General features: G+C 74.0%; 26 protein-coding genes. 10 read left to right on the forward strand and 16 right to left on the reverse strand.

All coding sequences use genetic code 11. From position 1 onward, the window contains the following. Positions 1-1,695 (reverse strand): oxidoreductase (locus tag IE249_RS06835; protein WP_229857722.1); only part of this gene is annotated, 1,695 nt, incomplete at its 3' end. Between the two features lie 162 nt (positions 1,696-1,857). Then, the gene (locus tag IE249_RS06840) at positions 1,858-2,229 is read right to left on the reverse strand and encodes a hypothetical protein (protein WP_189703861.1); all 372 of its coding nucleotides are present in this window, start codon (positions 2,227-2,229) and stop codon (positions 1,858-1,860) included. 270 nt (positions 2,230-2,499) lie between these two features. Between IE249_RS06840 and IE249_RS06845 the strand changes: the two genes are divergently transcribed. After that, positions 2,500-4,578, forward strand: a complete 2,079-nt coding sequence (locus tag IE249_RS06845; RefSeq protein ID WP_189703862.1) for a SpoIIE family protein phosphatase — start codon at positions 2,500-2,502, stop codon at positions 4,576-4,578. 52 nt (positions 4,579-4,630) lie between these two features. On the opposite strand, the gene IE249_RS06850 is transcribed toward IE249_RS06845, so the two are convergent. Further along, positions 4,631-5,455: a putative protein N(5)-glutamine methyltransferase gene (locus tag IE249_RS06850; RefSeq protein WP_189703863.1), complete on the reverse strand. Its 825-nt coding sequence runs from the start codon at positions 5,453-5,455 to the stop codon at positions 4,631-4,633. Positions 5,456-5,607: 152 nt separating this feature from the next. Between IE249_RS06850 and IE249_RS06855 the strand changes: the two genes are divergently transcribed. Further along, positions 5,608-6,093, forward strand: coding sequence for a MarR family winged helix-turn-helix transcriptional regulator (locus IE249_RS06855; RefSeq protein WP_189703864.1), 486 nt, complete (start codon positions 5,608-5,610; stop codon positions 6,091-6,093). On the opposite strand, the gene IE249_RS06860 is transcribed toward IE249_RS06855, so the two are convergent. Both IE249_RS06860 and IE249_RS06865 read right to left on the reverse strand, forming a co-directional pair. After that, positions 6,057-6,860, reverse strand: coding sequence for a GNAT family N-acetyltransferase (locus IE249_RS06860; RefSeq protein ID WP_189703865.1), 804 nt, complete (start codon positions 6,858-6,860; stop codon positions 6,057-6,059). The genes IE249_RS06855 and IE249_RS06860 overlap by 37 nt on opposite strands. Further along, complete coding sequence (locus IE249_RS06865) at positions 6,857-7,783, reverse strand: NADP-dependent oxidoreductase (RefSeq protein ID WP_189703866.1); 927 nt, start codon at positions 7,781-7,783, stop codon at positions 6,857-6,859. The genes IE249_RS06860 and IE249_RS06865 overlap by 4 nt, the downstream gene beginning before the upstream one ends. A gap of 315 nt (positions 7,784-8,098) precedes the next feature. Between IE249_RS06865 and IE249_RS06870 the strand changes: the two genes are divergently transcribed. The 4 genes from IE249_RS06870 to IE249_RS06885 all read left to right on the forward strand — a co-directional run bounded on the left by IE249_RS06870 (position 8,099) and on the right by IE249_RS06885 (position 11,961). Next, positions 8,099-8,683 (forward strand): Rv1733c family protein, encoded by a 585-nt coding sequence (locus IE249_RS06870; RefSeq protein ID WP_189703867.1) that lies wholly within the window; start codon positions 8,099-8,101, stop codon positions 8,681-8,683. 107 nt (positions 8,684-8,790) lie between these two features. After that, positions 8,791-9,759 (forward strand): acetylxylan esterase, encoded by a 969-nt coding sequence (locus IE249_RS06875; protein ID WP_189703868.1) that lies wholly within the window; start codon positions 8,791-8,793, stop codon positions 9,757-9,759. A gap of 109 nt (positions 9,760-9,868) precedes the next feature. Next, entirely contained in the window at positions 9,869-11,035 is a 1,167-nt protein-coding gene (locus IE249_RS06880; protein ID WP_189703869.1) for a serine hydrolase domain-containing protein, read from the forward strand. Between the two features lie 152 nt (positions 11,036-11,187). After that, entirely contained in the window at positions 11,188-11,961 is a 774-nt protein-coding gene (locus IE249_RS06885) for a GntR family transcriptional regulator (RefSeq protein ID WP_189703870.1), read from the forward strand. A 27-nt stretch (positions 11,962-11,988) separates the two neighbouring features. Here IE249_RS06885 and IE249_RS06890 read toward each other — a convergent pair whose 3' ends face one another. After that, entirely contained in the window at positions 11,989-12,714 is a 726-nt protein-coding gene (locus IE249_RS06890; protein WP_189703871.1) for a class I SAM-dependent methyltransferase, read from the reverse strand. A gap of 303 nt (positions 12,715-13,017) precedes the next feature. Between IE249_RS06890 and rho the strand changes: the two genes are divergently transcribed. Continuing rightward, positions 13,018-14,172 (forward strand): transcription termination factor Rho, encoded by a 1,155-nt coding sequence (rho, locus tag IE249_RS06895; protein WP_189703872.1) that lies wholly within the window; start codon positions 13,018-13,020, stop codon positions 14,170-14,172. 149 nt (positions 14,173-14,321) lie between these two features. Next, complete coding sequence (locus IE249_RS06900) at positions 14,322-15,497, forward strand: D-alanyl-D-alanine carboxypeptidase family protein (protein WP_189703873.1); 1,176 nt, start codon at positions 14,322-14,324, stop codon at positions 15,495-15,497. 17 nt (positions 15,498-15,514) lie between these two features. On the opposite strand, the gene IE249_RS06905 is transcribed toward IE249_RS06900, so the two are convergent. The 10 genes from IE249_RS06905 to IE249_RS06950 all read right to left on the reverse strand — a co-directional run bounded on the left by IE249_RS06905 (position 15,515) and on the right by IE249_RS06950 (position 23,528). Next, a complete protein-coding gene (locus IE249_RS06905; protein ID WP_189703874.1) occupies positions 15,515-16,447 on the reverse strand; it encodes a glutaminase in 933 nt (310 codons plus the stop codon). A 37-nt stretch (positions 16,448-16,484) separates the two neighbouring features. Further along, positions 16,485-17,894, reverse strand: a complete 1,410-nt coding sequence (gene aspA / locus IE249_RS06910; RefSeq protein ID WP_189703875.1) for an aspartate ammonia-lyase — start codon at positions 17,892-17,894, stop codon at positions 16,485-16,487. A gap of 48 nt (positions 17,895-17,942) precedes the next feature. Continuing rightward, positions 17,943-18,959, reverse strand: coding sequence for an asparaginase (locus tag IE249_RS06915; RefSeq protein WP_189704177.1), 1,017 nt, complete (start codon positions 18,957-18,959; stop codon positions 17,943-17,945). A 50-nt stretch (positions 18,960-19,009) separates the two neighbouring features. Further along, positions 19,010-19,762 carry a FadR/GntR family transcriptional regulator gene (locus tag IE249_RS06920; RefSeq protein ID WP_189703876.1) on the reverse strand — a complete coding sequence of 251 codons (753 nt, stop codon included), beginning with the start codon at positions 19,760-19,762 and terminating at the stop codon, positions 19,010-19,012. A 123-nt stretch (positions 19,763-19,885) separates the two neighbouring features. Continuing rightward, positions 19,886-20,722, reverse strand: coding sequence for an undecaprenyl-diphosphate phosphatase (locus IE249_RS06925; RefSeq protein ID WP_189703877.1), 837 nt, complete (start codon positions 20,720-20,722; stop codon positions 19,886-19,888). A 79-nt stretch (positions 20,723-20,801) separates the two neighbouring features. Beyond that, a complete protein-coding gene (gene crcB / locus IE249_RS06930; protein WP_189703878.1) occupies positions 20,802-21,170 on the reverse strand; it encodes a fluoride efflux transporter CrcB in 369 nt (122 codons plus the stop codon). Continuing rightward, positions 21,167-21,547, reverse strand: a complete 381-nt coding sequence (locus IE249_RS06935) for a DUF190 domain-containing protein (RefSeq protein WP_189703879.1) — start codon at positions 21,545-21,547, stop codon at positions 21,167-21,169. Before IE249_RS06935 ends, crcB (IE249_RS06930) begins: the two co-directional genes overlap by 4 nt. Continuing rightward, positions 21,544-22,008 carry a fluoride efflux transporter CrcB gene (gene crcB / locus IE249_RS06940; RefSeq protein WP_189703880.1) on the reverse strand — a complete coding sequence of 155 codons (465 nt, stop codon included), beginning with the start codon at positions 22,006-22,008 and terminating at the stop codon, positions 21,544-21,546. Before crcB (IE249_RS06940) ends, IE249_RS06935 begins: the two co-directional genes overlap by 4 nt. Before the next feature lie 190 nt (positions 22,009-22,198). Beyond that, entirely contained in the window at positions 22,199-23,170 is a 972-nt protein-coding gene (locus IE249_RS06945; protein ID WP_189703881.1) for an SMP-30/gluconolactonase/LRE family protein, read from the reverse strand. Positions 23,171-23,240: 70 nt separating this feature from the next. Then, entirely contained in the window at positions 23,241-23,528 is a 288-nt protein-coding gene (locus IE249_RS06950) for a helix-turn-helix domain-containing protein (RefSeq protein WP_189703882.1), read from the reverse strand. A 219-nt stretch (positions 23,529-23,747) separates the two neighbouring features. On the opposite strand from IE249_RS06950, the gene IE249_RS06955 reads away from it, so the two are divergent. Together IE249_RS06955 and IE249_RS06960 are read left to right on the forward strand one after the other, a co-directional pair. Continuing rightward, positions 23,748-24,089, forward strand: a complete 342-nt coding sequence (locus IE249_RS06955) for a VOC family protein (RefSeq protein WP_189703883.1) — start codon at positions 23,748-23,750, stop codon at positions 24,087-24,089. Between the two features lie 98 nt (positions 24,090-24,187). After that, positions 24,188-24,577 carry a MarR family winged helix-turn-helix transcriptional regulator gene (locus IE249_RS06960; protein ID WP_189703884.1) on the forward strand — a complete coding sequence of 130 codons (390 nt, stop codon included), beginning with the start codon at positions 24,188-24,190 and terminating at the stop codon, positions 24,575-24,577. Positions 24,578-24,611: the final 34 nt, after the last annotated feature.

A 24,611-nucleotide genomic window follows, 5' to 3' on the forward strand; every position in this document is an offset into this window, starting at 1 on the left:
GGTGGTCTTGCGCTGGAGCAGGTGGACGGTGCGCGGCGGGGCGGGCCGCTCGGGCGCGGCCAGTCCGCCGGGCGCGCGGTAGTCCATGTCGACGCCCCAGGCGCGGAAGTACGCCGCCGGGTCCTCGCTCGCCTTGTCGCCGCCGTCGGTCAGGTACTCGGCGACGTCGAAGCCGATGCCGCCGGCCCCGAGGACCGCCACCCGGTCGCCGACGGCCGCGCCGCCCTGGAGCACGTCGAGGTAGCCGAGGACGCGCGGGTGGTCGACGCCGGGGATGTCGGGGGTGCGCGGGGTGACGCCGGTGGCGACGACGACCTCGTCGTAGTCCTCCAGGTCGCCGGCCTCGACCCAGGTGTCCAGCCGTACGTCCACGCCGTGGGCGTCGAGCTGGTGGCGGAAGTAGCGCAGCGTCTCGTCGAACTCCTGCTTGCCGGGAACCTTGCGGGCGACGTTCAGCTGGCCGCCGATCTCGCCGGCGGCGTCGAACAGCGTGACCCGGTGGCCGCGTTCGGCCGCCGAGACCGCGCAGGCGAGGCCGGCCGGTCCGGCGCCGACGACCGCGACGCGTTTGGCGCGGCGGGTCGGCGCGAGGACGAGTTCGGTCTCGTGGCAGGCGCGCGGGTTGACCAGGCAGGAGGTGATCTGCCCGCTGAAGGTGTGGTCGAGGCAGGCCTGGTTGCAGCCGATGCAGGTGTTGATGGCCTCGGGACGGCCGGCCGCGGCCTTGGCGACGAAGTGGGGGTCGGCGAGCATCGGGCGGGCCATGGAGACCATGTCGGCGTGGCCGTCGGCGAGCAACTGCTCGGCGACTTCCGGGGTGTTGATGCGGTTGGTGGTGACCAGGGGCACCGAGACGGCGCCCATGAGCCTCTTGGTCACCCAGGTGTAGGCGCCGCGCGGCACGGAGGTGGCGATGGTGGGGATGCGCGCCTCGTGCCAGCCGATGCCGGTGTTGATGATGGTCGCCCCGGCGGCCTCGACGGCCCTGGCGAGGGTGATCACCTCGTCCAGGGAGGAACCGCCGGGCACCAGGTCCAGCATGGACAGACGGTAGACGACGATGAAGTCCTCGCCGACCGCCTCGCGCACCCGGCGGACGATCTCGACCGGGAAGCGCATACGGTTCTCGTACGAGCCGCCCCAGCGGTCGGTGCGGTGGTTGGTCCGGGCGGCGATGAACTCGTTGATGAGGTATCCCTCGGAACCCATGATCTCCACGCCGTCGTAGCCGGCCTCGCGGGCCAGGCGCGCGGTGCGGGCGTAGTCGTCGACGGTCCGCTCGACCTCGGCGTCGGTGAGTTCGCGGGGCACGAACGGGCTGATGGGCGCCTGGAGGGGGCTGGGCGCGACCAGGTCGCGGTGGTAGGCGTAGCGGCCGAAGTGGAGGATCTGCAGGGCGATCCGGCCGCCCTCGCGGTGCACGGCGTCGGTGACGATCCGGTGCTGTGCGGCCTCCTCTTCGGTGGTGAGCCGGGCGCCGCCCTCGTAGGGCCGGCCCTCGTCGTTGGGGGCGATGCCGCCGGTGACGATGAGGCCCACTCCCCCGCGGGCGCGTTCGGCGTAGAACTCCGCCATCCGCTCGAAGCCGCGCTCGGCCTCCTCCAGGCCGACGTGCATGGAGCCCATCAGGACACGGTTGGGCAGCGTGGTGAAGCCCAGGTCGAGCGGGCTCAGCAGGTGCGGGTATCGGCTCATCGGGCCCCTCCGTGCGCGGTGTCGTCCTCGTAGTTGTAGAGGACGGAGGGGCCATTATGCAACTAGTTGCAAAACGCGGGGGCGTGCGGATCCCGCCGGGGCGGCACCGTCCGCGTCGGCCGGAACCGCCCACGGTGCCTCACCCCAGTGGCCGTACGGCGCTCAGCGGCTTTCCAGGCGGACGTGCAGCTCCCTCTCCTGGTCGCCGGAGGCCGAGCTCAGGTCCTGGACGGTGAACAGGGAGTCCAGCGTCGTACGGAACCGGTCGATCGCCCAGTAGCCGCCCTGCGCGTCGGCCGTGACGGAGGCGCCCAGCCTGGCCGGGCCGCAGTCCCCGCCGTGGGCGTCGGCCACGTCGAAGGTGCCGAGCCACACCGTAGGCCGCACCTCGTGGTAGTCGCGGGGCACGTCCTCCGCGCACCGGTCCGAGGAGAAGCACGCGCACAGGGCGTCGAACACCGTCCGGGCGTCCTCCTTGCTGCATCCGCTCAGCTCCACCGAGACGGATTCCGGGTGCCCTCGCTCACTGTCCATGGTGGTCGCTCCTTCCGGTACCGCACGGGGTCCCCCCGGGCCGCGCCCCACCCTCACCCCTCAGCAAAGCACCGACGCCCGCAAACGGCACCACCACCTGCCTCCTTCCCGCGGCGGTCCGTCCGGGCCATTCGGCGGGACGGGCGCCGCCGTGTTGAGAGATGGTGGAAGCAGCGCCGGACCGTCTCAAAAAAGCGTGCGGGCGCGGTACAACAGGGTGTGTCGCACGGGGACGACGGGCCGCGTGGACGGGCGAAGGCGGTGCGTGGGATGACTGCAGCCGGGGCTCCCTCGGCCGGGGGAGACGGGCCGGTGCGCGGACCGGTGCGGCCCAGCGGGCTGCTCGACGTGCTCGGCGTGGCCTCGGTGGTCCTCGACGCCGAGGGGCGCATCGTGCTGTGGAGCCCGCAGGCCGAGGAGCTCTTCGGCTACTCGGCGCAGGAGGCGCTGGGGCAGTACGCGGCACGGATCATGGTCCACGAGGAGTACCTCGACCTGGTGGTCAAGCTCTTCGCCGACGTGCTGCAGACCGGCGAGGGCTGGGCGGGCGCCTTCCCCATCCGCTGCAAGGACGGCAGCACCCGTCTGGTCGAGTTCCGCAACATGCGGCTCCTGGACGACCGGGGTGACGTGTACGCGCTCGGGCTCGCCGCCGACCAGTCGACCGTCCGGCGGCTGGAGCGCGAGGTGGCCCTGTCGGCGCGGATCGTCTCGCAGTCCCCGATCGGGCTGGCCGTCCTGGACACCCGGCTGCGCTACGTCTCGGTGAACCCGGCCCTGGAGCGGATCGACGGGGTGCCGGCCGGCGAGCACGTGGGGCGGATGATCCCGGAGGTGCTGCCGCAGATCGACGCGGACACCCTGGAGGGCGCGGCCCGGCAGGTGCTGGAGACGGGGCAGCCCCTCGTCGACGTCTTCGCCGTGGGCCGCACCCCCGCCGACCCGGACGAGGACCACGCCTGGACGGTCTCGCTCTACCGGCTGGAGGACGCGGCCGGCACGGTGCTGGGCGTGGCGGTGTCGATCGTGGACGTCACCGAGCAGTACCGGGCGGGCATCGAGGCGGAGGCGGCACGCCGGCGCCTGGCGCTGATCGCGGACGCCTCCGCCCGGATCGGCACCACGCTGGACCTGGAGCGCACGGCCCGGGAGCTGGCCGAGGTCGCCGTGCCGGAGCTGGCCGACGTGGCGGCGGTCGACCTGCTGGAGGCGGTGGTCGCGGGCCGGCGCAGCAGCCTGGGCCCGGCCGAACCGGCGGTGATCCGCGCCCTGGCCGTGCGCGCGGAGCACTCCGCCGACGCGCTGGAGGCGGCCGACCCTCCCGGTCAGATCGCCAGCTACGGCCCGGACCGCCTGGTCACCGAGTGCGTGCGCACCGGACGCCCGGTCCTGGTGGCGCAGGTCAAGGACGACGACCTGGCCCGGATCGCCCGCTCACCGGAGGCGGCGGTGCTGCTGGACCGGCTGGGCGTGCACTCGTATCTCGCCGTGCCGCTGATCGCGCGCGGCGAGGTGCTGGGCGCGCTGGACCTCAAGCGCACCCACAACCCTCGGCCGTTCAGCGAGGACGACGTGCTGCTGGCCCGGGAGCTGGCATCGCGGGCGGCCGTGCAGATCGACAACGCCCGCTGGTACCAGAACGCCCGCGACACCGCCCTCACGCTGCAGCGCAGCCTGCTGCCCCGGCACCCGTCCGTCACGGGCGGCCTGGAGGTCGCCTCCCGCTACCAGCCCGCGGGCGCCACCATCGAGGTGGGCGGCGACTGGTTCGACGTGATCCCGCTGGAGAACGACAAGACCGCGCTGGTCGTCGGCGACGTCATGGGCAGCGGGATCAGCGCGGCGGCCACCATGGGGCGGCTGCGCACCGCGACGAAGGCCCTGGCCTCGCTCGACCTCGACCCGGCCCGGCTGCTGGAGCACCTGGACCGGATCACCGACGGCCTGGACCACTCGATCGCCACCTGCCTCTACGCCGTCCACGACCCGCGCAATCGGCAGTGCCGCATCGCCAATGCCGGCCATCTGCCGCCGGCCCGGATCCGGGTGGGCCACCCGCCCGAGTTCCTCGACCTGCCGACCGGGGTCCCGCTGGGCGTGGGCGGCATCCCCTTCTCCACCACCGCCTTCGACCTGGAGCCCGGCGACCGGCTGGTGTTCTACACCGACGGGCTCGTCGAGACCCGCCGCCATCCGCTGGACGAACGTCTCCAGACGCTCCTGACCCTGCTCGACGACCCGGCCCGCCCGCTGGAGGAACTGTGCGACCTCCTCCTGCGCACCCTCCACCAGCCGGACAACCACGACGACGTGGCCCTGCTGGTGGCCCGCGTCCAGTCGACGCGGTGACCGGCCCAGGTGTATCGGTCACGAGCGTTGTCAACGCTCGTGACCGATACACCTAGGACCTTTCGCCGATCACGACGTGGGCGTACAGCTCCTCGTGGGCGGCGAGGCGGGCGGTCAGGCCCGCGCCGGTGAAGGCGGCCAGCGCCGCCGGTGACTGATGCTCACCGGTCTCGACGAGGAGGCAGCCGCCCGGGGCGAGCCACTCGGTGGCCCCGGCGGCGACCCGGCGCAGTACGTCGAGGCCGTCGGCGCCGCCGTCCAGGGCGACCAGCGGCTCGTGTTCCCGCGCCTCGGGCGGAAGGAGGCCGACCTCACCGGTGGGCACATAGGGGACGTTCGCCGCCAGGATGCCGACGCGGCCGCGCAGGGCCGCCGGGAGCGCCGAGAACAGGTCGCCCTCGTGGACGTGGCCGCCCAGGGGCTCGACGTTGCGCCGGGCGCAGCGCACCGCGGCCGGGTCGACGTCGGCGGCGTGCAGTTCGACCGGTCCGAGCGCGGCGGCCAGCGCGGCCCCGACCGCGCCCGAGCCGCAGCAGAGGTCCACCACGACCGACGCGTCCGGGACTCGGGCGAGCGCCTGGTCGACCAGGAACTCGGTGCGGCGCCGGGGCACGAAGACACCTGGTTCCACGGCGACCCGCCGGCCGTGGAACTCCGCCCAGCCCAGGACGTGTTCGAGGGGCAGGCCCGTCGCGCGCCGGGCGACCAGGTCGGTGATCTCCTGCTCGGTGCGCGCGGTGGCGAGGATCAGTTCGGCCTCGTCCTCGGCGAACACACAGCCGGCCGCGCGCAGCGCCGTGACGGCGGCCTCCCGTGCCGACGGCGGGAACGGCACGGGCGCGAAGCGGGACGGCGCGGGCGGAGGGGGTACGGGCATGCGGGCCGGGACCTTTCAAAGACCGCGCGGCCGTTCTCGGCCGCAGCCCACCCTAACAACGCGCGGACGCCGAGGGTCTCTTCGGTCCTGGCGGCCTTCACCCCGGGCAGTTCAGTTGTACTATGCAACCGGAGCAGCCGGGGAGGTATTCCGTGTCAGCAGCCGAACGGCCGGACGGGAGCGGCGCCGTCTCCCGCGGCGCCGCCGGGGAGGCGGCCGTCGAGACCATCCAGCGCGAGATGACGATCTTCGCCCGCCGGGCGCGTGCCTCGGCGGGCCGCATGCACCCCGAGCTGTCCCTGGTGTCGTACACCCTGCTCGGGCATCTGGAGGAGAGCGGCGGCTGCCGCGCCACCGACCTGGCCGCCCACTACGCGCTGGACAAGTCCACGGTCAGCCGGCAGGTGGCCGCCCTGGAGCGGGCCGCGCTCATCGAGCGGCGCGTGGACCCGGACGACCACCGTGTGCAGGTGCTGCACCTGACGGGCGCCGGCCGCCGGATCCTCGCCCAGGTCACCGAGAGCCGCCGGGCGGCCTTCCGCGAGCGGCTCGCCGACTGGCCCGAGGACGACCTGGAGCGCTTCGCCGCCTATCTCACCCGCTACAACGACTGGCCCCGGCCGCCCGAGGACGCCTGAGCCGGGATCCGGGGCACGCGCGCGCCGAGGAAGGTGACGTGGCGCCGCAGCCGGAAGCCCAGTGACTCGTAGAGCCGGATCGCCCCGGTGTTCGCCGCGCCGGTGTGCAGGAACGGGGTCTCGCCGCGCTCCCGGACGCCGTGGGCGACGGCGAGGATCAGCCGGGTCGCCAGGCCCTGGCCGCGGAAGGCGGGGTCGGTGCAGACCGCGCTGATCTCCGTCCAGCCGGACGGGCGCAGCCGTTCCCCCGCCATGGCGACCAGTGCGCCGTCACGGCGTATGCCCAGGTAGGTGCCCAGTTCGAGGGTGCGCGGCAGGAACGGGCCCGGCCGGGTACGGGCGACCAGGTCGAGCATCTCGGGCACGTCACCGGGACCGAGGACCACCGCCTCCGCATCGGGGGCCGCGGCCAGCCCGTCGTCCACCAGTTGCACGCCCGGAATCCGGAAGGTGACCTCCCAGCCGTCCGGCAGGCCCCCGGCGAACCCCGCCAGGGCGACCTCTCCGCCCGCACCCGCGAGGGCCGCGACGTCCGCCCAGTCACCGGCCCCCGGCTCATCGGGCAGGGCCAGCCACGGGGACACCTCGACCGGGTAGCGCAGCACCCGGCCGTGCCGCTCCGCGAAGTGGGCGTGGGGCCCGGTCAGCGCGCTGAGCACCGGATTGTCGAGCACGTGCCCGGCACCCGGGACGGCACGCGCCCCGAGGGACCGGGCCACCCCGGCCACGCCTTTCCCGTCGGCGGTCACCGCCGCCGCCTCGCTCATGCGGCGACCTCGATCACGATCTTGCCGCGGGCGTGCCCGTCCTCGACGGCGCGCAGCGCCTCACCGGCCCGCTCCAGCGGGTACGTCCGGGTCACGTGCGGATCCAGCTCCCCGCGTACGACGAGTCGCGCCACCTCGTCCAGGACGGCCGCGGTGCGGGCACGGGCCACCCGGGCACCGCCCAGTTCCTCGACGTCCCGGGCCGGCGCGCCCGCGGTGATCAGCTTCGTGCGGTCGGCCACCAGTGCGGCCGCCTCGGTGAGCACCTCGCCGCCGACCAGGTCGAAGACCGCGTCGACACCGTCCGGCGCGGCCGCCCGGGCCCGCTCGGCCCAGCCCGCCCCGGAGGGCACGTGCACCGCGCCGAGCGCCTCGACGAAGTCCTTCTTGCCCTCGCTCGCGACGCCCACGACGTTCAGTCCGAAGGCCCGGGCGATCTGCGCGGCCGCCGCGCCGACCCCGCCGCCCGCGCCGGTGACCAGCACGGTCGCGCCCGCGGGCAGCGCGAGCTGGCGCAGACCGTCGTAGGCGGTGGCCGCGGCGACGGGGAGGGTGGCGGCGTCGGTGTGCGAGAGCCCGGCGGGCTTGTGCGCGGCGACCGGGGCGGGCAGCAGCGCGTACCGCGCGTAGCCGCCGGCCGCGGTGTTGCCGAACACCTCGTCGCCGGCGGCGAAGCCGGTCACGCCCTCGCCGGTCTCCTCGACCACTCCGGACACCTCGTTGCCGAAGACGACCGGGAAGTCCCGCTCGCCGCTCTCGCCGGGGCGGCGGTATCCGGTGCGCAGCTTCCAGTCGACCGGGTTGACCCCCGCCGCGCGCACCGCGACCAGGATCTGGCCGGGGCCCGGCCGCGGCCGGTCCACCTCGGCGAAGGCCTCGGTCTCCGGGCCGCCGTACCGGGTGAACACGTACGCCTTCGGCATCGCTCCCACTCTCCTTCGCTGTCACCGTGGCTTCGGTGGCGGGGCCCCCGAAGGCCCGCACGTGAGGTGCAAGGAAGATCACCGGGCGGCTATTCCCGGTGGGGGCAGGCGTTCACGCGCCGTTGGCAGGGCCACGTTTCGCGGCGGCCCGGCCGGGGACTCCGAAGGAAGGCAACCACCCCACGGACCAGGGCCCTTGACCGCCGTCGCGCGGCGCGCAGGGCCCGCGAAGCCCGGGAGCCGGCGACCGGGCCGGTCGTCCGACGACAGGACCTGGGGCCGCGTGGGGCTCTCCTGCCCGGCGAGGAGGTCGGCATGCGTGCGTCCGTGCGCGGCTGGCGGTGGCGGCGCAATCCGCTGCGGCGCCGGTCGGACGTGGTCGAGGCGTGGACCGGGCTCGCGGTGACGCTCGCGCTGGTCCTGGGCGCGCCCCTGCTCGGGGCGCTCACCGGCTGGTGGGCCCACGGCCAGGCCCGCGCGGCGCAGCGGGCGGAGCTCGCCGACCGGCACCGCGTACGGGCCGAGGTCGTCGGCCGGACGCCGGACCCGCCGCCGTCCGTGCAGGGCGGCGGCCGGCACACGTACCGGGTGGCGGTGCGCTGGAGCGACGCGGACCACAGGGTGCACACCCTCGTGGCGCGCGTGCCGCCCGGGACACGGCAGGGCGACACGGTCGGCGTGTGGCTGGATCCCGGCGGGCGCGGCGTCCCGCCGCCCCCGGACGAGACCGCCGTCTGGCAGCACACCGTGGCCCTGGGCGCCTGCGGCGCGTGCGGGGCGGCCGCCGTCGTCCTGCTCGGCCGCTCGCTGGTGGGGCGCGTCGCGCTGCGGCACCGGCTGGCCGAGTGGGAGCGCGAGTGGGCCCGTACCGGACCGCGGTGGAGCGGACGCCGGGCCTGAGACCGTCATGCGCCGCCGCCCACGGCCGGAACCGTGCCTGGCGGTGGCCGTGAGGGCGGCCGTACGGTGTGATCATCCGCAGTGTTCCCTCGCGAAGGCGGTTGCCGATGGCCCTGTTCGACCTTCCCGTCGACGAACTGCGCGAGTACCGCAGCGCGTCCGCCGAGCCGGCGGACTTCGACGCCTTCTGGTCCAAGACGCTCCAGGAGGCGCGCGAGCACAACCTGGGCGCACGCTTCGAACTGGTCGACACCCATCTGACCACCGTGAAGGTCTACGACGTGACCTTCGCCGGGTACGGCGGCCACCCGGTCAAGGGCTGGCTCACCCTGCCCGCGCACGTCGACGCGCCGCTGCCGCTGGTGGTGGAGTTCGTCGGGTACGGCGGCGGGCGCGGGCTGCCGCACGAGCACCTGCTGTGGGCGTCGACGGGCCGGGCGCACTTCGTGATGGACACCCGCGGTCAGGGCAGCGCGTGGGGCGGCGGGGGCGGCACCGCCGATCCGGTGGGCGGCGCGCCGGCGTACCCCGGTTTCATGACCCGGGGCCTGGACGCGCCCGAGAACTACTACTACCGCCGGGTGTTCACCGACGCCGTGCGCGCGGTGGAGGCGGCGCGCTCGCATCCGCTGACCGACGCGTCCCGCACGGCCGCGATCGGCACGAGCCAGGGCGGCGGCATCACGATCGCGGTGGGCGGCCTGGTGCCGGACCTCGCCGCGGTCGCGCCGGACGTGCCGTTCCTGTGCGACTTCCCGCGCGCCGCGACGCTGACGGACCGTCACCCGTACCGTGAGATAGGCCTGTTCCTCAAGACGCACCGGGGCCGCGGGGAGGAGGCGCTGCGCACGCTGTCGTACTTCGACGGGGTGCACTTCGCGGCGCGCGGCCGTGCGCCGGCACTCTTCTCGACGGCGCTGGAGGACCAGACCTGCCCGCCCTCCACGGTGTTCGCGGCCTTCAACGCCTGGGCGCACGAGGACAAGGCCATCGAAGTCTACGACTTCAACGACCACGAGGGCGGTGGCCCGTACCAGGAGGCGGTGAAACTGCGCTGGCTGAGGTCGTACGCCTGAGCCGGACGGGCCGGATCCGGCGTCTTCCCTCCAGTCCGACCAGTCGGTACGTTCAGGATGCCGGGGCCGCACCGAGGCGGCCCGGCGTTCCGTCGATCCCGGAGGGCCCATGTCCGCACACGATCCGCAGGTCCACGGCCACTGCGATCCGCGCTTCGCCGCGGTGCGCACGGCGTTCGAGGACAACTTCCGCGACCGGGCCGAACTGGGCGCGGCGGTGGCCGTCACCGTGGACGGCGAGACGGTGGTCGACCTGTGGGGCGGGTGGGCCGACCCGGCGCGCACCCGCCCCTGGGAGCGGGACACGCTGGTCAACGTGTGGTCGACCACGAAGGGCCCGACCGCGCTGTGCGCGCACATCCTCGCCGACCGGGGACTGCTCGACTTCGACGCCCCGGTGGCCGCGTACTGGCCGGAGTTCGCGGCAGCGGGCAAGGAGCGGGTCCTGGTCCGCCATCTGCTGTCGCACCGCGCGGGCCTGTGCGGGCTGCGCGAGCCGCACTCGCTCGCAGACCTGTACGACTGGGACCTGACCTGCGCGCGGCTGGCGGCCACCGAGCCGTGGTGGGAGCCGGGCACCCGGTCCGGGTACCACGCGTTGACGTACGGCTTCCTGGTCGGCGAGGTCGTACGGCGGATCTCGGGGCTGCGGCCGGGCGCCTTCCTGGAGCGCGAGGTCACCGGGCCCCTCGGCATCGACTTCACCGTGGGCCTGCCGGAGAAGGAGGCCGGGCGGGCCGCCGAACTGGTCCACGCCCGCAACGAGGTGAGCAGCGAACAGGCGCAGGTCTTCAGCCAGTTGACACCCGCGGCGATCGCGGCGCTGACCAATCCGCTCGCGGGCGCGGCCGAGGCGAACACACCCGAGTGGCGGGCCGCGGAGATCCCGGCCGCCAACGGTCACGGCACCGCGCGGGCGGTCGCCGCGCTCTACGGCGTCCTCGCCGGGCGCGGCGCCCCGAACGGCCGGCGCGTGCTGTCCCCGGAGGCGGCCGAGCGGGTGCGCGAGGGGCAGGGCGGCTGCCGCGACCTGGTGCTGGGGGCGGGGTTCGAGCGGGAGACCGAGACCGGCCTCGGCCTCTGGCTCAGCGGCCCGAACGGCTCCTACGGCCCCAATCCGCGCGCTTTCGGACACGACGGCTTCGGCGGCTCCTGCGGTCTGGCCGACCCGGAGGCGGGGGTGTCGCTCGGGTACGTCATGAACCGGATGGGGCCCCACATCGCCGACGATCCGCGGAAGATGGCGCTGATCGACGCGCTCTACAGCGCCCTGTGAGGGCCGGCGGAAGGGCGTGAGGGGCGGCGGGGGCGGGCGGGTTTCGGACTGAATGCCGGACCGCCCTTCCCTTCTGGTTTAGACCAATGTTAGACCTGGTGGCGCAACGAGCCCGCACGGCTACGGTACGTCACCGAACCAGGAGGCGCGGCATGGCCCGCACCACCCCGCAAGAGCACCCGACGACGAACGCGCCCGCGCAGGCGCCGGACCCGGAGGACGAAGGCCCCCTCTACTGGAAGGTCGCCGCCCGCCTGCTCGGCGAGCTGCGCTCGGGAACCGCCGCTCCCGGTGAACGGCTGCCCAGCGAACGGCAGTTGGCGGTCCGCTTCGGCGTCAGCCGGGAGACCGTCCGGCAGGCGCTGGAGGTGCTGCGGCGCGACGGGCTGGTCGCCACCGACCGCCGGGGCAGCCATGTCACGCTGCCCGGACTGCCCGTCGAGGCGCCGGCCACCCTGACCTTCCCGGTGGGCGCCCGTGCCGCCGACCCGGGCGCCCGCGACCGGGCCACGATCACCTGGGAGACGCCCCCGCCGGAGCACGCGGCGGCCCTGGGGCTCGCCCCGCTCCGGCCCACCCTGGTGCACCGCTACCACTCGGCGGCGGCGGACGGCAGCGCGCTGCGCACCGCCGTGACCTCCTTCTCGACGGTCGCGCTCGCCGAGGTCGAGGAGCTGGGCCGCTACCGCGACCGCGCCGACGGCTCGGGCGCCGCCCAACTGCGCCGGGCCTACGACTGGATGCGCCGGGCGGGGCTGACCCTGCACCACCGGGACTCGATCACCCCGCTCACCGACGGGCCCTCGGTGCGTGTGACCCGGCGCGTCCACGACCAGTTCGCGCGCCCGCTGGAGATCACCGACCTGATCGTGGACGCCCGGCAGGACGCGCTCGTCTACGAGTTCACCCTGCCGGCGGCCGTCTGAGGCGGCGCACCGCGGCCGGGGGACGGCTCAGCGCGGTCTGCGCGCCGCGATCAGCCGGGCCCGCGGGCTGCCGTCGGCGCGCCGGCCGAACTCGGGCAGCGCGTGCAGCTCCACGCGCAGTCCGGCCGTCTCCAACTCCCGCACCATGTCCGGGAACCGGAACGCGCGGTAGTACATAACGAAGGGGGGCCGCCACAGGGCGTTGCGCACCCGCATCACCGCGTCGAAGCCGAGCAGCGTCCAGTACGCCCCCGAGCCGGGGCGCGGCGGGGCGAACACCGGCAACGCGAACAGCCCGCCCGGCCGCAGCGCCGAGTGAACGCCCCTGAAGAGACCGGGCAGTTCACGCGGCAGGAAGTGCCCGAGCGCGCCGAAGCCGACGACCAGGTCGAAGGCCGCGGTGAACGGCAGGGCGCGGGCGTCGGCGCGCACCAAGGAGACCCTGGGACCCGCGACAGGCGCGTGCTCCCGGGCGACGTCGAGCATCCCGGTGCTGAAGTCGACCCCGGTGACGCTGTCGCGGCAGACCCGGGCCAGCACGTCGAGTCCCGCGCCCGTGCCGCAGCACAGGTCGAGTCCGTCGCCGAAGGGCCCGACGCGTTCCAGTGCCGCGCCCACGGCGTCCAGCACCGGGCCCGGGGTGCGGAAGGGGGTGCGGTCGAACTTGGGCGCGAGCAGGTCGTATCCGCGCTCGACGGACGACAGCGCCTGTACGGCGAGCTCACGCAGGGTGGGACCCTCGGGACTGAACATCGGGGTCAGCCTAGAGGACCCCGGGTGCCGTCCGGGCCGCGCGGCGACCGGGAGTGGTACAGTGCACTCAGCACCTGTGTACGTCCCCTCTCGGACGACGGTGCGAGTTTCTCTTCGACTCCGCAGTCGAATCGTCAACGCAGCGGCGGCGCTTCAGCTTCCTGTCACCACCTCCGGGCCTTGTGAGTCCATCGGTGGTCGCTTCCGCCGTGACCGGCCGGGGTGGTGTCTCCCCCGTCCGCGGCTTCTCCCCTTCCCCCCCCGCATGCTCCTGTGCCGTACGTCCCGAAAGGACCGCACCCCATGACCACCACACTCGAACGCCCCCCGGTACGGCGGCAGCCGTCACCGGTCACCACGCCGACCGTCGTCGGAGTCCTGGACCTGGACGCGAACGGGAAGGGCGGCCGGCTGCGCGGCCCGGCACTGCTGCCCGGCCCCGACGACCCCCAGGTCTCCCCCGCCCTCGTCCGCCGCCTCGGCCTGCGCCCGGGCGACCTGGTCGAGGGCCCGCGCGGCGAGCGCAACGCCCTGACCGACGTCACCCGCGTGAACGGCCGCGCACCTCACGAGGCCCGGCTGCGCCGCGACTTCCACGGCCTCACCCCGCTGCATCCGCGCGACCGGCTGCGCCTGGAGCACCCCGCGGCCGGCCTGACCGGGCGTGTCGTCGACCTGATCGCGCCTGTCGGCAAGGGGCAGCGGGGGCTGATCGTCGCCCCGCCCAAGACGGGCAAGACCGTGCTGCTCCAGCAGATCGCGGCCGCCGTGGCCGGCAATCACCCCGAGTGCCGGCTGATGGTGGTGCTGCTCGACGAGCGTCCCGAGGAGGTCACCGACATGCGGCGCTCGGTGCGCGGCGAGGTGTACGCCTCGACCTTCGACCGGGCGCCCCGTCAGCACATCGCCCTCGCCGACCTCGTCGTCGAGCGGGCCAAGCGGCTCGTGGAGGCGGGTGAGGACGTCGTCGTCCTCCTCGACTCCCTGACCCGGCTGTGCAGGGCCCACAACAACGCGGCCGCCTCGGGTGGCCGCACCCTCAGCGGCGGCGTTGACGCGGCCGCGCTGCTCGGTCCGAAGCGGTTCTTCGGCGCCGCGCGCCTGGCCGAGGAGGGCGGCTCGCTCACTATCCTGGCCACCGCGCTGGTGGAGACCGGCTCCCGTGCCGACGACTTCTTCTTCGAGGAGCTGAAGAGCACCGGCAACATGGAGCTGCGGCTCAGCCGCGAGCTCGCCTCCCGGCGTGTCTTCCCGGCCGTCGACATCGACGGGTCCGGCACCCGGCGTGAGGAACTTCTGCTGTCCACGCCGGAGTTGGCTGGTACTCGCGGCCTGCGACGCGCGCTGCGCGGCCGCGACGGGCAGGGCGCCCTCGAGCCGCTGCTGGAGAAGCTGCGCTCGACGCCCGACAACGCCGCGTTCCTGCGCCGCGTCCAGCCGACTCTGCCGGCCGCCTGACTCCGGCTCCCATCGGCGTACGCCGTCGTCGCCCGCTCACCCGTACGCAGGAGCCGGGCGCGCGGCCGCTGGGGCATCCGGGTGTTCGTGCACCCCGTTCGGCCCTCGGCGGCGTCACGCCTGCGCCGGATCGTTCCTACGTTTGCGATATGACGATCGGATTTGCTTCTCGCGCCGCCGTGTCGGCCTGCTCGCTCTGCGCGGCAGGCATGCTGCTCCTGGTCTCCCCCGCCGCCGCGACGGGCCGGGCGGGCACGGACCCCGGCTCACCGGGTGGGTCGGGGACCACGGTGCCGCAGCCGGCCATACTCCAGCACGAGGGCACCCAGGTCCGTCTCCACGCCGACGCGCCCGGGCTTCCGGAGGTCTCCGCGCTGTCCTGGCTGGTGGCCGACGCCGGCACCGGCGAGGTGCTCGCCGCGCACAACGCGCACGAGAAGCTGCCGCCCGCCAGCACCCTGAAGACCCTCTTCGCACTCACCGTGCTGCCGGCCTTCCCCGGTGGCGTCCGGCACACCGTGACCGCCCGGGAGCTGTCCGGGATCGGCCCGGGCAGCAGCCTGGTCGGCGTCACCGAGGGGCACACCTACCAGGTGTCCGACCTGTGGCGCGGGGTCTTCCTCAACTCCGGCAACGACGCCGTGCACGTGCTCGCCTCGCTCAACGGCGGCTGGGAGCACACGGCCCGGCAGATGCAGGCCAAGGCCCGCGCGCTGGGCGCGGTGGACACCCACGTGGTCTCCCCCGACGGCTACGACGCCGACGGGCAGGTGTCCTCGGCCTACGACCTGGCCGTGTTCGGCCGCGCCGGACTGCGCAACCCCGACTTCGCCCGCTACTGCTCCACCGCCCAGGCCTACTTCCCCGGCGACGGCGGAAGCTACGGCATCGCCAACACCAACCGCCTGCTGACCGGCGCGGACGGGGTGGCGCCGTACCCGGGGCTGATCGGGATCAAGAACGGCTACACCAGCAACGCGGGCAACACGCTGGTCGCTGCGGCCCACCGGGACGGCCGCACCCTCGTCGTCACGGTGATGAACCCCCAGGACGGCGGGGGCTTCACGGTGTACGAGGAGGCGCGGGCCCTGCTCGACTGGGGGTTCGCCGCGGGCGGGCACGTCGATCCGGTGGGCTCGCTCGACGCGCTGCGCCCGGTGACCCACGGCCCGGCGATCGTGGCGTCGGCCGTACGGCCGGCGGAGTCCGACTGGCCGGGGACGGGCACCGTCGCGGGCGCCGCGGGTCTCGGCGCCGCGGGCCTCGGCGCCGGCGCCGCCCTCCTCGGCCGGCGGTCCAGGCGCAGACGTACGGCCGCGGGCTGATCCGCCCCGCACGGGGCTCAGAACACCGACAGTCCCGTCAGCGTGGTGAAGCGGTCCAGGGCCGCCACGCCCGCGACCGAGTTGCCGCGCTCGTCCAGGCCCGGGCTCCACACGCACAGCGCGCACCGGCCCGGTACGACCGCGACGATCCCGCCGCCCACGCCGCTCTTCCCGGGCAGCCCCACGCGGTAGGCGAAATCGCCCGCCGCGTCGTACGTCCCGCAGGTCAGCATGATCGCGTTGACCTGCTTGGCCTGGCTGCGGCTGAGCAGCCGGGTGCCGTCGGCCCGTATGCCGTGCCGGGCGAGGAAGGCGGTGGCCAGGGCGAGGTCGGCGCAGGAGGCCGCGACGGAACACTGACGGAAGTACTGGTCCAGCAGCACGGGCACCGGGTTGCCGATGTTGCCGTAGGACGCCATGAAGTGGCCGAGGGCGGCGTTGCGGTCGCCGTGCGCGGCCTCGGAGGCGGCGACCTCCTGGTCGAAGTCCAGGTCCTGGTTCCCGCTCTCGGCGCGCAGGAACCGCAGCAGCTCGCCGGCCGCGTCCCCGGTACGGGTCTGCAGGCGGTCGGTGACGACGAGGGCGCCCGCGTTGATGAACGGGTTGCGCGGGATGCCGTTCTCGTACTCCAGCTGGACCAGGGAGTTGAACGGGTTGCCGGAGGGCTCGCGGCCCACGTGCTCCCAGAGTTCGTCGCCCTCGCGGGCGAGGTCGAGGGCGAGGGTGAAGACCTTGGTGACGGACTGGGCGGAGAACGGCTCGCGCCAGTCCCCCACCCCGTAGACCGTGCCGTCCAGTTCTGCGACGGCCATGCCGAAGGCGCGCGGGTCGCGGGCGGCGAGCGCCGGGATGTAGTCGGCGGGACGCCCGCGGCCGGGTGTCCGCTCGATCTCCTCGGCGATGCGTTCCAGGATCGGCTGGAAGGTCATCGACGACGTCATGATCACCATTGTGCCTCCGGGCCGGTGCGGGCGCGCGTGCTGCGGATCAGGCGAGGGGTGCGCCACTGCCCGCGAGGACCTCGGGGCGCAGCAGGCCGGCCAGCCGGTCGGCGGGCAAGAGGCCCTTCTCCAGGACGAGTTCGGCGACGCCCCGGCCGGTGGCGAGGGCCTCCTTGGCGATGTCGGTGGCAGCCGTGTAGCCGATGTGCGGGTTGAGGGCGGTGACCAGGCCGATGGAGTTCTCGACGGTGGCGCGCAGCCGCTCGGTGTTGGCGGTGATGCCCTCGACGCAGCGCCCGGCCAGGGTGAGGCAGGCGTTGCGCAGGTGGGTGATGCTCTGCGAGAGAGCGTGCAGGATGACCGGTTCGAAGGCGTTGAGCTGGAGCTGTCCCGCCTCGGCGGCCATCGTGATGGTGACGTCGTTGCCGATCACCTCGAAGGCGACCTGGTTGACGACCTCGGGGATGACCGGGTTGACCTTGCCGGGCATGATGGACGAACCGGCCTCCACGGGCGGCAGGTTGATCTCGCCGAAGCCCGCCCGCGGGCCGGAGGAGAGCAGCCGCAGGTCGTTGCAGCTCTTGGAGAGCTTGACCGCGATCCGCTTGAGCACGCCGGACATCTGGACGAACGCGCCGCAGTCCTGGGTGGCCTCGACCAGGTTGGCGGCGGTGACCAGCGGCAGTCCGGTGATGGCGGCGAGATGGCGGCGGACCGACTCGGCGTATCCGGCGGGGGCGTTGAGTCCGGTACCGATGGCGGTGGCGCCGAGGTTGATCTCATGGATCAACTGGACGGCCTCGTCAAGACGATGACGGTCCTCGTCCACCATGACGGCGTATGCGGAGAACTCTTGACCGAGCGTCATCGGCACCGCGTCCTGCAACTGTGTACGGCCCATCTTGAGCACATCGCGGAACTCGACGGCCTTGCCCGCGAAGGCGTCCTGCAGTACGGACATCGCCTCGAGCAGTCCATGCACCGCGAAGATCGTCGCGATCTTGACCGCGGTCGGGTAGACGTCATTGGTGGACTGGCCGAGGTTGACGTCCTCGTTGGGGTGCAGGAAGCGGTACTCGCCCTTGGCGTGACCGAGGAGTTCCAGCGCGCGGTTGGCCACGACCTCGTTGGCGTTCATGTTGGTGGAGGTGCCGGCGCCGCCCTGGATCACGTCCACGACGAACTGGTCGTGCAGCTTCCCGGCGCGGATCTCGCGGCAGGCCGCGACGATGGCGGCGGCCTTCCCGGGCGCGAGCAGGCCGAGTTCCTCGTTGGCGAGGGCGGCGGCCTCCTTGACGGCGGCGAGGGCGGCGGTCAGGTGCGGGTAGGCGGAGATCGGGGTGCCGGTGATGGGGAAGTTCTCCGCGGCGCGCAGGGTGTGGACACCCCAGTAGGCGTCGGCGGGGACGTCGCGGTCGCCGAGCAGGTCGTGTTCGCTCCGGGGGGCGGCGGTCATGAGGGTGCGGCCTCTTTCGCGGGGACGGGAGGGGTGGGCGGTGCGCGCTCAGACGCAGGCGGTGAGCGGGGCGGGAGCCAGGGCGCGGACCGGGCGGACGCGTCCGACCGGCTCGCCGCCGCCGAGCAGCGGCTCGCCCGCGAACTCCGCGAGCGGGGCGGGGTCGACGCCCGCCCGTGCCAGGGCGGCCGCGGCGACCGGGATCCGGGCCCGGTTCGCACCGTCGGCGATCTTCACGGCGACGGCCCGGCCGTCGGGCAGGGCGGCCATCTGCACGCCCTCGAAGCCGTCCTTGGCGAGCAGCCCGGGCACGGCCCGCATCAGCGCGGCCACGTCCCGCCCGGAGCCGGAGGCCATCTCGGCGTGCTCGCGCATCGCGCCGGCCACCCGGGCCTCGGGGGTGCCGGCCGCGGCGGTGGTGAGGCGGGCGGCGGCGCGGGCGAGACCGTGCAGGGAGACGGCGAACAGGGGCGCGCCGCAGCCGTCGACGGTGACGTGGGCGACGCGCTGCCCGGTGAGGTCCTCCACGGCCCCGGCGATCGCCCGCTGGAGGGGGTGGGCCGGGTCGAGGTAGTCCTCGAGGGACCAGCCGTTGAGGCGGCAGGTGTACAGCATGGCCGCGTGCTTGCCGGAGCAGTTCTGGGCGAGCCGGGAGGGCATGCGGCCCTCGCGCACCCAGGCGTCCCGCACGACCGGGTCGTAGGGCAGGTCCGGGACGTTGCGCAGGTCGTCCTCGGTGAGTCCGGCGAGCTCCAGGATCCGCCGGGCGCCGGCGAGGTGGCGTTCCTCGCCGGAGTGGCTGGCGGCGGCGAGGGAGAGCAGGTCGCCGTCGAGCGGGAGCCCGGCTCGGACCATGGCCACGGCCTGGAGGGGCTTGAGCGCGGAGCGCGGGAAGAACGCGGCCTCGATGTCGCCGAGCTGGAGGCCGACATGGCCGTCGGCGCCGAGGACGACGACGGAGCCGTAGTGGACGCCCTCGATCACCGAGCCACGGATCACGTGGGCGACGGGGGCGTGGAGGGGTTCGCGGACGAGGGGTGCCTCGGCGGGGGAACTGCTGTGCATCACTGCCTGGTTCATCGGTGAGGTGGTGGTGGGCACGGCCGGCGCGGGGGTCAGGCGCCGTCGGAGGTGCGGGCGGTGCCGCGGCGGGCTCCGTCTTCGGCGGGAGTGTGCGCGGAGCGCATGATGTCGGTGAGGGTGTTCTCGACGCGGTCCAGGTGGTGGGACATGGCCTCGACCGCGTCCGGCTCGCTGCCGTCGGTCAGCGCCTCGACGATCGCCCGGTGCTCGCGGTTGGACTGCTCGCGGCGGCCGCCGAGTTCGTTGAGGAAGGCCGACTGGCGGGCCAGCGCGTCGCGGATCTCCTCGATCACCCGGCGGAACACCGGGTTCTGCGCGGCCTGGGCGACGGCGAGGTGGAACAGCGTGTCCAGCGCGACCCAGGAGGTCGTGTCGGTCTCCCGCTCCATCCGCTCCAGCAGATGGACGAGGTGGTCCAGGTCCTCCGGGGTGCGGCGCCGCGCCGCGTAGCCGGCGACCGGGATCTCGACGTGGCGGCGCACCTCCAGCAGATCGCTGGCCGCGTAGTCGCCGAAGGTGGGGTCCTCCACCGCGTTCGCGACCACGAAGGTGCCCTTGCCGGTGCGCGAGACGGTCAGGCCCATGGTCTGCAGCGCGCGCAGGGCCTCGCGCAGCACGGGCCGGGAGACCTCCAGGGTTCGGCACAGCTCCGCCTCGGAGGGCAGCTTGTCGCCGATCGCGTACTCGCCGCGCTCGATGGCGTCGCGGAGGTGGGTGAGCACCGCTTCCATCGCGCTGACGCGCCGGGGTGCCGACCCACCTGTCTGGCTGTCTGACAGGTTCACGGAGGCGATCCTCCGCCGTGCGGGACGGCACTGTCAAGGGGGCCGCAGGAAAGCACTCGCGGGGTGTGAGGCCTGTGTCCGGGCTTCACACCCCGCCGTGGACGGCCTCGGCCGCGGGTCCGCTCAGGCGTTGAGCACGCCGGTGCCCAGCAGGGCGAAGAGCAGCACGCCGACCGCTGTGCGGTAGAGCACGAAGGCGTTGAAGGAGTGCTTGGCGACGAACTTCAGCAGCCAGGCGATGGAGGCGTAGGCCACCACGAAGGACACCAGCGTGCCGACGACCAGCGGGGCGGCGCCCACGCCCGCGCCGAGGGCGTCCTTCAGCTCGTACAGGCCGGCGCCGGTCAGGGCGGGGATGCCGAGGAAGAAGGAGAGCCGGGTGGCGGCGACGCGGTCGAGATCCAGGATCAGCGCGGTCGACATGGTGGCGCCCGAGCGCGAGAAGCCGGGGAAGAGCAGGGCGAGGATCTGGGAGGTGCCGACCAGCATCGCGTCCTTGAACGAGGTGTCGTCCTCGCCGCGCTTGTGCCGGCCCATCTGGTCCGCGCACCACATCACCGCGCTGCCCGCGATCAGCGAACCGGCGACCACCCACAGCGAGCCGAGCGGCCCGTCGATCAGGGGCTTGGCGGCCAGGCCGACGAGGACGATCGGGATCGTCGCGTAGATCACCCACCAGGCGAACTTGTAGTCGTGGTGGTAGCGCTCCTCGCGGTGGGCGAGACCGCGCACCCACGCCGAGACGATCCTCACGATGTCCTTGAAGAAGTACACGAGCACGGCGGCGATGGCGCCGACCTGGATGACGGCGGAGAACCCGACGACGGAGCTGTCGTCGACCGGGATGTCCATGAGCCCTTCGGCGATCTTGAGGTGGCCGGTGGAGGACACGGGAAGGAACTCTGTCACCCCCTCGACTACCCCGAGGACGACGGCCTGACCGACGGAGATGGCGCTCATGGGATCCAGTTCTGCGGATGGGGGTCGACAGTGTCGTGCACAGCCCTATCGTGCCGAAGTGAAGCCGAGGTGGACGGCGTCAGAACGCGGCGGAAAGCCACACGCCGGCGAACGCTGCGCCGAGGCCGGCCACCACGCTCGCGGCCGCGTTGCCCACGGCGTACAGCCCGGCGCCGGTCTCGGTCAGCCTCAACGTCTCGTAGGAGAACGTCGAGTACGTCGTCAGCGCGCCGCACAGCCCGGTGCCCAGCAGCAGTTGCAGATGACGGCCAGCGGCGCCCGACGCCACGGCGCCGGTCAGCAGGCCGAGTATCAGGCAGCCGGTGACGTTGACCACGAACGTGCCCCAGGGGAAGACCGAGTCGTGCCGTGACTGCACGGCTCGGTCGGTGAGGTAGCGCAAGGGGGCGCCGACCGCGGCGCCCACGACGACCAGCAGCCAGTTCACGACCGCTTCCTCCCCTTCGTCGTCGGGGCGCCGGGCTCGTCGCCCCGGCCCACGTAGCGGATGACCTCGCAGTCGTCGAGGATCACCAGTCCCTCGTGGACCAGTTCGTCGAGCTGGGGCAGGAAGGCCCGCACCCGCTCCTCGGTGTCGACGATCACGACGGCCACCGGCAGGTCCTCGCTCATCGACAGCAGCCGGGAGGTGTGGATCAGGGAGGACGCGCCGAAGCCCTCGATGCCGCGGAAGACGCTGGCGCCGGCGAGTCCGGCGGCGTGCGCCCGGTGCACGATCTCCGAGTAGAGGGGCTTGTGGTGCCAGGTGTCGTTCTCGCCGATGAAGACGGTCACGCGCAGGGCGCCCCCGGTGAGCCTGGTCATCGCTGCCTCCACTTCAGGGCGCGGCGGGCCGCCGTCACGGCGAGCCACACGGCCGCGAGCGCCGCGCACAGGGTCGCGGCGAGGTAGGCCAGCCCGGTGCGGGCGTGGCCGGAGTCGACGAGCTTCTGGATGTCCACCGCGTAGGTGGAGAAGGTGGTGAAGCCGCCGAGCACGCCGGTTCCGAAGAAGGGCCGGACCAGGCGGTGGGCGGCCCACACGTCGGTGATGACCACCATGAAGACACCGATGACGGCGCAGCCCAGCACGTTCGTCCAGAAGGTCGCCCATGGGAATCCGCCGGGCGGGGTCGGCCACCACAGGGTGGCCGCGTAGCGGGCGGTCGCGCCGAGCGCGCCGCCGAGCGCCACCACCGCGACCACCGGCGCCTGGGCCCGCCAGGCGCGGCGCGGACGTGCGCGCTGCGGGCGCAGGCGCAGGCTCTCGGTTTCTGGGGCTGTCATCGGTCGTACGTCTCCTACTCGCCCGGGCCCCCGGGGTGCGCGGGGCCGCTGCCTTCGCAAGTAGGGACCGTCGGCGGCGCCACTGCCGCGGTTCGGGTACGGCGGGCCCCACCGCCGCGCCGCGAGCGACCGCGGCCGCCCAACAGGGTAGCCCCGGGTGGTCGCCGGGGTCACGTCGGGACACGGTGGGTCAGCGGCGGGACGGCGCCTCGCAGAGGGCGACGCCCCGTTCCCACAGGCTGCCGAGGACGAGGTGGCCGTCGGTCTCGCAGACGCTGGTGACCATGCGGTAGCCGGAGCGGCGGCGGGCGAGGTGGTGGGTGACGCGGCCCTCGTCGTCCACCGCGAGGACGCCGGCCGTGCCGGTCGGCCGGTACGGGGCGCGCACGGCGACGCGGGCCGCTGCCGCGCGCACCGCCGGCAAGGAGCGGTGCAGCAGGTGCAGCGGCGGCACCCGCGGGCCGGCCAGCGAGACCCACACCGGTCCGTCCTTGCCCGCCCGCCAGATGTTGTCGGGCATGCCCGGCAGGTCCGCCACGAAGGTCTCGGCGCGGCCGGCGCGCGCTCCGGTGAGCCAGTACCGGGTGAGCCGGCGGGCGCCCGTCTCGGCGACCACGAGGAAGGACTCGTCGGCGCTGGGCGCCAGCCCGTTGGCGAACTGCAGCCCGTCGAGGAGCACTTCGGGTGTGCCGCTGCCCGGGGCGAGGCGCAACAGACGTCCCGTGCCGGTGTGTTCGACGATGTCGCCGATCCACTGGCCGAGCGGGTAGCGGCGGCTGGAGACGGTGAAGTAGACGGTGCCGTCCGACAGGGCGACGACGTTGCTGCAGAACCGCAGCCGCTCCCCCGCCACCGAGCCGGCCAGGACGTGGACGGTCCCGCCGGCCGGATCGACGCGCAGCAGGCCGCGTTCGGCGTCGCACACCAGCAGCTCGCCGTCGGGCAGGAGGTCCAGGCCCAGCGGCCTGCCGCCGGTCTCGGCGAGCACCGAGACCCGCGCGGCGGCGCCCGCGGGCCGCTCCGTCAGGCCGTCCAGGCGCAGGATCCGGCCGTCCTCGACGCCGGTGAACACGCGGCCGCGGTCGTCGGCCACGACGTCCTCGGGGCCACGGCCGCCGACGCCCACATAGGCGAGCGGGACGAGAGCGGTGGGACGGTCCATGGGTGCCTGCCCTTCGACGTCGTCACAAGACGGCTCATCCTCGCAGCCCGGACCGCCCGCGACAGCCCTGTCACCAGCCTTTCTCGAACAGCCGCGCCACCTCGGCGATACGGAACTCGTCACGGCGGTAGTGCGTGCGGCGCCCGACGCGCCGGGTGCGCAGCAGGCCCAGCGCGGCGAGCATCTCCAGGTGGGACTCGGCGACCCGGCGGGGAATGCCGAGGCCGTCGGCCACGGCCCGCGCGGTCGCGCCGTCCGCCGGGGGGCGGCCGTGCCACCGCCAACGGGCCCGCGCCGGGGGATTCTTCAGCCACTCCAGGATGGCCAGACGTGTCCGGCCGACGGGCGCCTCGGGCATCGCCGCCTCCTGTCCTCCAAGCCGCCTCGTCCTGACGCTTCCCACTGTCCCGCGCGCGCACCCGCCGTGTACGGCACTCCCCGGTCTTGTCCGGTACCGGGCGAGCCGCGGGGACGACCGGTCAGGATCGGAGAAGCGGTGCGGCACGTCCCCGGCCTAGCGTGGGACCACCGACCCGGCACACGCGCCGGCGGACCGCCCACCACCGGGGAGCACGCCATGACCGAAGGCCTGAAGACCGTCATCTACCCCGTCAAGGACCTAGACCGGGCCAAGGCCCTGTTCAGGACGCTGCTGGAGACCGAGCCGTACGCGGACGAGCCCTACTACGTCGGCTTCAAGGACGCCGGCCAGGACGTGGGTCTCGACCCGAACGGGCACTCCAAGGGCGTGACCGGCCCGGTGCCGTACTGGCACGTCGAGGACATCCGGGCGCGCCTGGCGGCCCTGGTGTCCGCGGGCGCCGAGATCCTCCAGGACGTGCAGGACGTCGGCGGCGGCCGGCTGATCGCCTCGGTGAAGGACGCGGACGGCAACCTCATCGGGCTGATCCAGGGCTGACGCCGGGCCGGTCCGGCGCTGATCGCGGACCCGGTCCGGGACCGGCCGGCGCGGTGGGGGTCGGCGCGTCTCGATGCACGCGCATTAACATGCGGTGCATGGGAGCGAACGCGGCCGGGCCCCGGCTCGAGGAGCAGTGGCGGGACATCCTGTCGGTGCACGCGCGGACGATGTGCGAGATCGACCGCGCCCTGCACCCGCACGGGCTGGGCGCGAGCGACTTCGAGGTGCTCGACATCCTGGCGTCCGAGGCCCCCGAGGGGGGCGAGCACTGCCGGGTGCAGAACATCGTCGGCCGGGTGCACCTGAGCCAGAGCGCGCTGTCCCGCCTGATCGGCCGGCTGGAGAAGGAGGGGCTGGTCGAGCGGTCGGTGTGCGCGGAGGACCGGCGCGGGGTGTGGGTGTCGCTGACCGCCAAGGGCCGCGCGCTGCACGCCGAGGTGCTCCCGCTCCAGCGCGCGGCGCTGGCCCGCACGCTCAACGGCTAGGAACCGGCTGGGAACCGGCCCGTCCGGGGCTCCC

Origin of the sequence: Streptomyces anandii JCM 4720 (assembly GCF_014650655.1) — a bacterium.
Taxonomy (GTDB): domain Bacteria; phylum Actinomycetota; class Actinomycetes; order Streptomycetales; family Streptomycetaceae; genus Streptomyces; species Streptomyces anandii.

Excerpts from the sequence above, each read along its gene's own strand:
- IE249_RS06960 (WP_189703884.1), top strand. The coding sequence starts at position 24,188 with ATGGGAGCGAACGCGGCCGGGCCCCGGCTCGAGGAGCAGTGGCGGGAC.
- IE249_RS06885 (WP_189703870.1), top strand. The coding sequence starts at position 11,188 with ATGGCCCGCACCACCCCGCAAGAGCACCCGACGACGAACGCGCCCGCG.
- IE249_RS06845 (WP_189703862.1), top strand. The coding sequence starts at position 2,500 with ATGACTGCAGCCGGGGCTCCCTCGGCCGGGGGAGACGGGCCGGTGCGC.
- IE249_RS06900 (WP_189703873.1), top strand. The coding sequence starts at position 14,322 with ATGACGATCGGATTTGCTTCTCGCGCCGCCGTGTCGGCCTGCTCGCTC.
- IE249_RS06935 (WP_189703879.1), bottom strand. The coding sequence starts at position 21,547 with ATGACCAGGCTCACCGGGGGCGCCCTGCGCGTGACCGTCTTCATCGGC.
- IE249_RS06905 (WP_189703874.1), bottom strand. The coding sequence starts at position 16,447 with ATGGTGATCATGACGTCGTCGATGACCTTCCAGCCGATCCTGGAACGC.
- IE249_RS06860 (WP_189703865.1), bottom strand. The coding sequence starts at position 6,860 with ATGAGCGAGGCGGCGGCGGTGACCGCCGACGGGAAAGGCGTGGCCGGG.
- IE249_RS06870 (WP_189703867.1), top strand. The coding sequence starts at position 8,099 with ATGCGTGCGTCCGTGCGCGGCTGGCGGTGGCGGCGCAATCCGCTGCGG.
- IE249_RS06915 (WP_189704177.1), bottom strand. The coding sequence starts at position 18,959 with ATGCACAGCAGTTCCCCCGCCGAGGCACCCCTCGTCCGCGAACCCCTC.
- IE249_RS06945 (WP_189703881.1), bottom strand. The coding sequence starts at position 23,170 with ATGGACCGTCCCACCGCTCTCGTCCCGCTCGCCTATGTGGGCGTCGGC.
- IE249_RS06865 (WP_189703866.1), bottom strand. The coding sequence starts at position 7,783 with ATGCCGAAGGCGTACGTGTTCACCCGGTACGGCGGCCCGGAGACCGAG.
- IE249_RS06925 (WP_189703877.1), bottom strand. The coding sequence starts at position 20,722 with ATGAGCGCCATCTCCGTCGGTCAGGCCGTCGTCCTCGGGGTAGTCGAG.
- IE249_RS06875 (WP_189703868.1), top strand. The coding sequence starts at position 8,791 with ATGGCCCTGTTCGACCTTCCCGTCGACGAACTGCGCGAGTACCGCAGC.
- aspA (WP_189703875.1), bottom strand. The coding sequence starts at position 17,894 with ATGACCGCCGCCCCCCGGAGCGAACACGACCTGCTCGGCGACCGCGAC.
- IE249_RS06890 (WP_189703871.1), bottom strand. The coding sequence starts at position 12,714 with ATGTTCAGTCCCGAGGGTCCCACCCTGCGTGAGCTCGCCGTACAGGCG.
- IE249_RS06840 (WP_189703861.1), bottom strand. The coding sequence starts at position 2,229 with ATGGACAGTGAGCGAGGGCACCCGGAATCCGTCTCGGTGGAGCTGAGC.
- rho (WP_189703872.1), top strand. The coding sequence starts at position 13,018 with ATGACCACCACACTCGAACGCCCCCCGGTACGGCGGCAGCCGTCACCG.
- IE249_RS06950 (WP_189703882.1), bottom strand. The coding sequence starts at position 23,528 with ATGCCCGAGGCGCCCGTCGGCCGGACACGTCTGGCCATCCTGGAGTGG.
- IE249_RS06850 (WP_189703863.1), bottom strand. The coding sequence starts at position 5,455 with ATGCCCGTACCCCCTCCGCCCGCGCCGTCCCGCTTCGCGCCCGTGCCG.
- IE249_RS06955 (WP_189703883.1), top strand. The coding sequence starts at position 23,748 with ATGACCGAAGGCCTGAAGACCGTCATCTACCCCGTCAAGGACCTAGAC.
- IE249_RS06880 (WP_189703869.1), top strand. The coding sequence starts at position 9,869 with ATGTCCGCACACGATCCGCAGGTCCACGGCCACTGCGATCCGCGCTTC.
- crcB (WP_189703880.1), bottom strand. The coding sequence starts at position 22,008 with ATGACAGCCCCAGAAACCGAGAGCCTGCGCCTGCGCCCGCAGCGCGCA.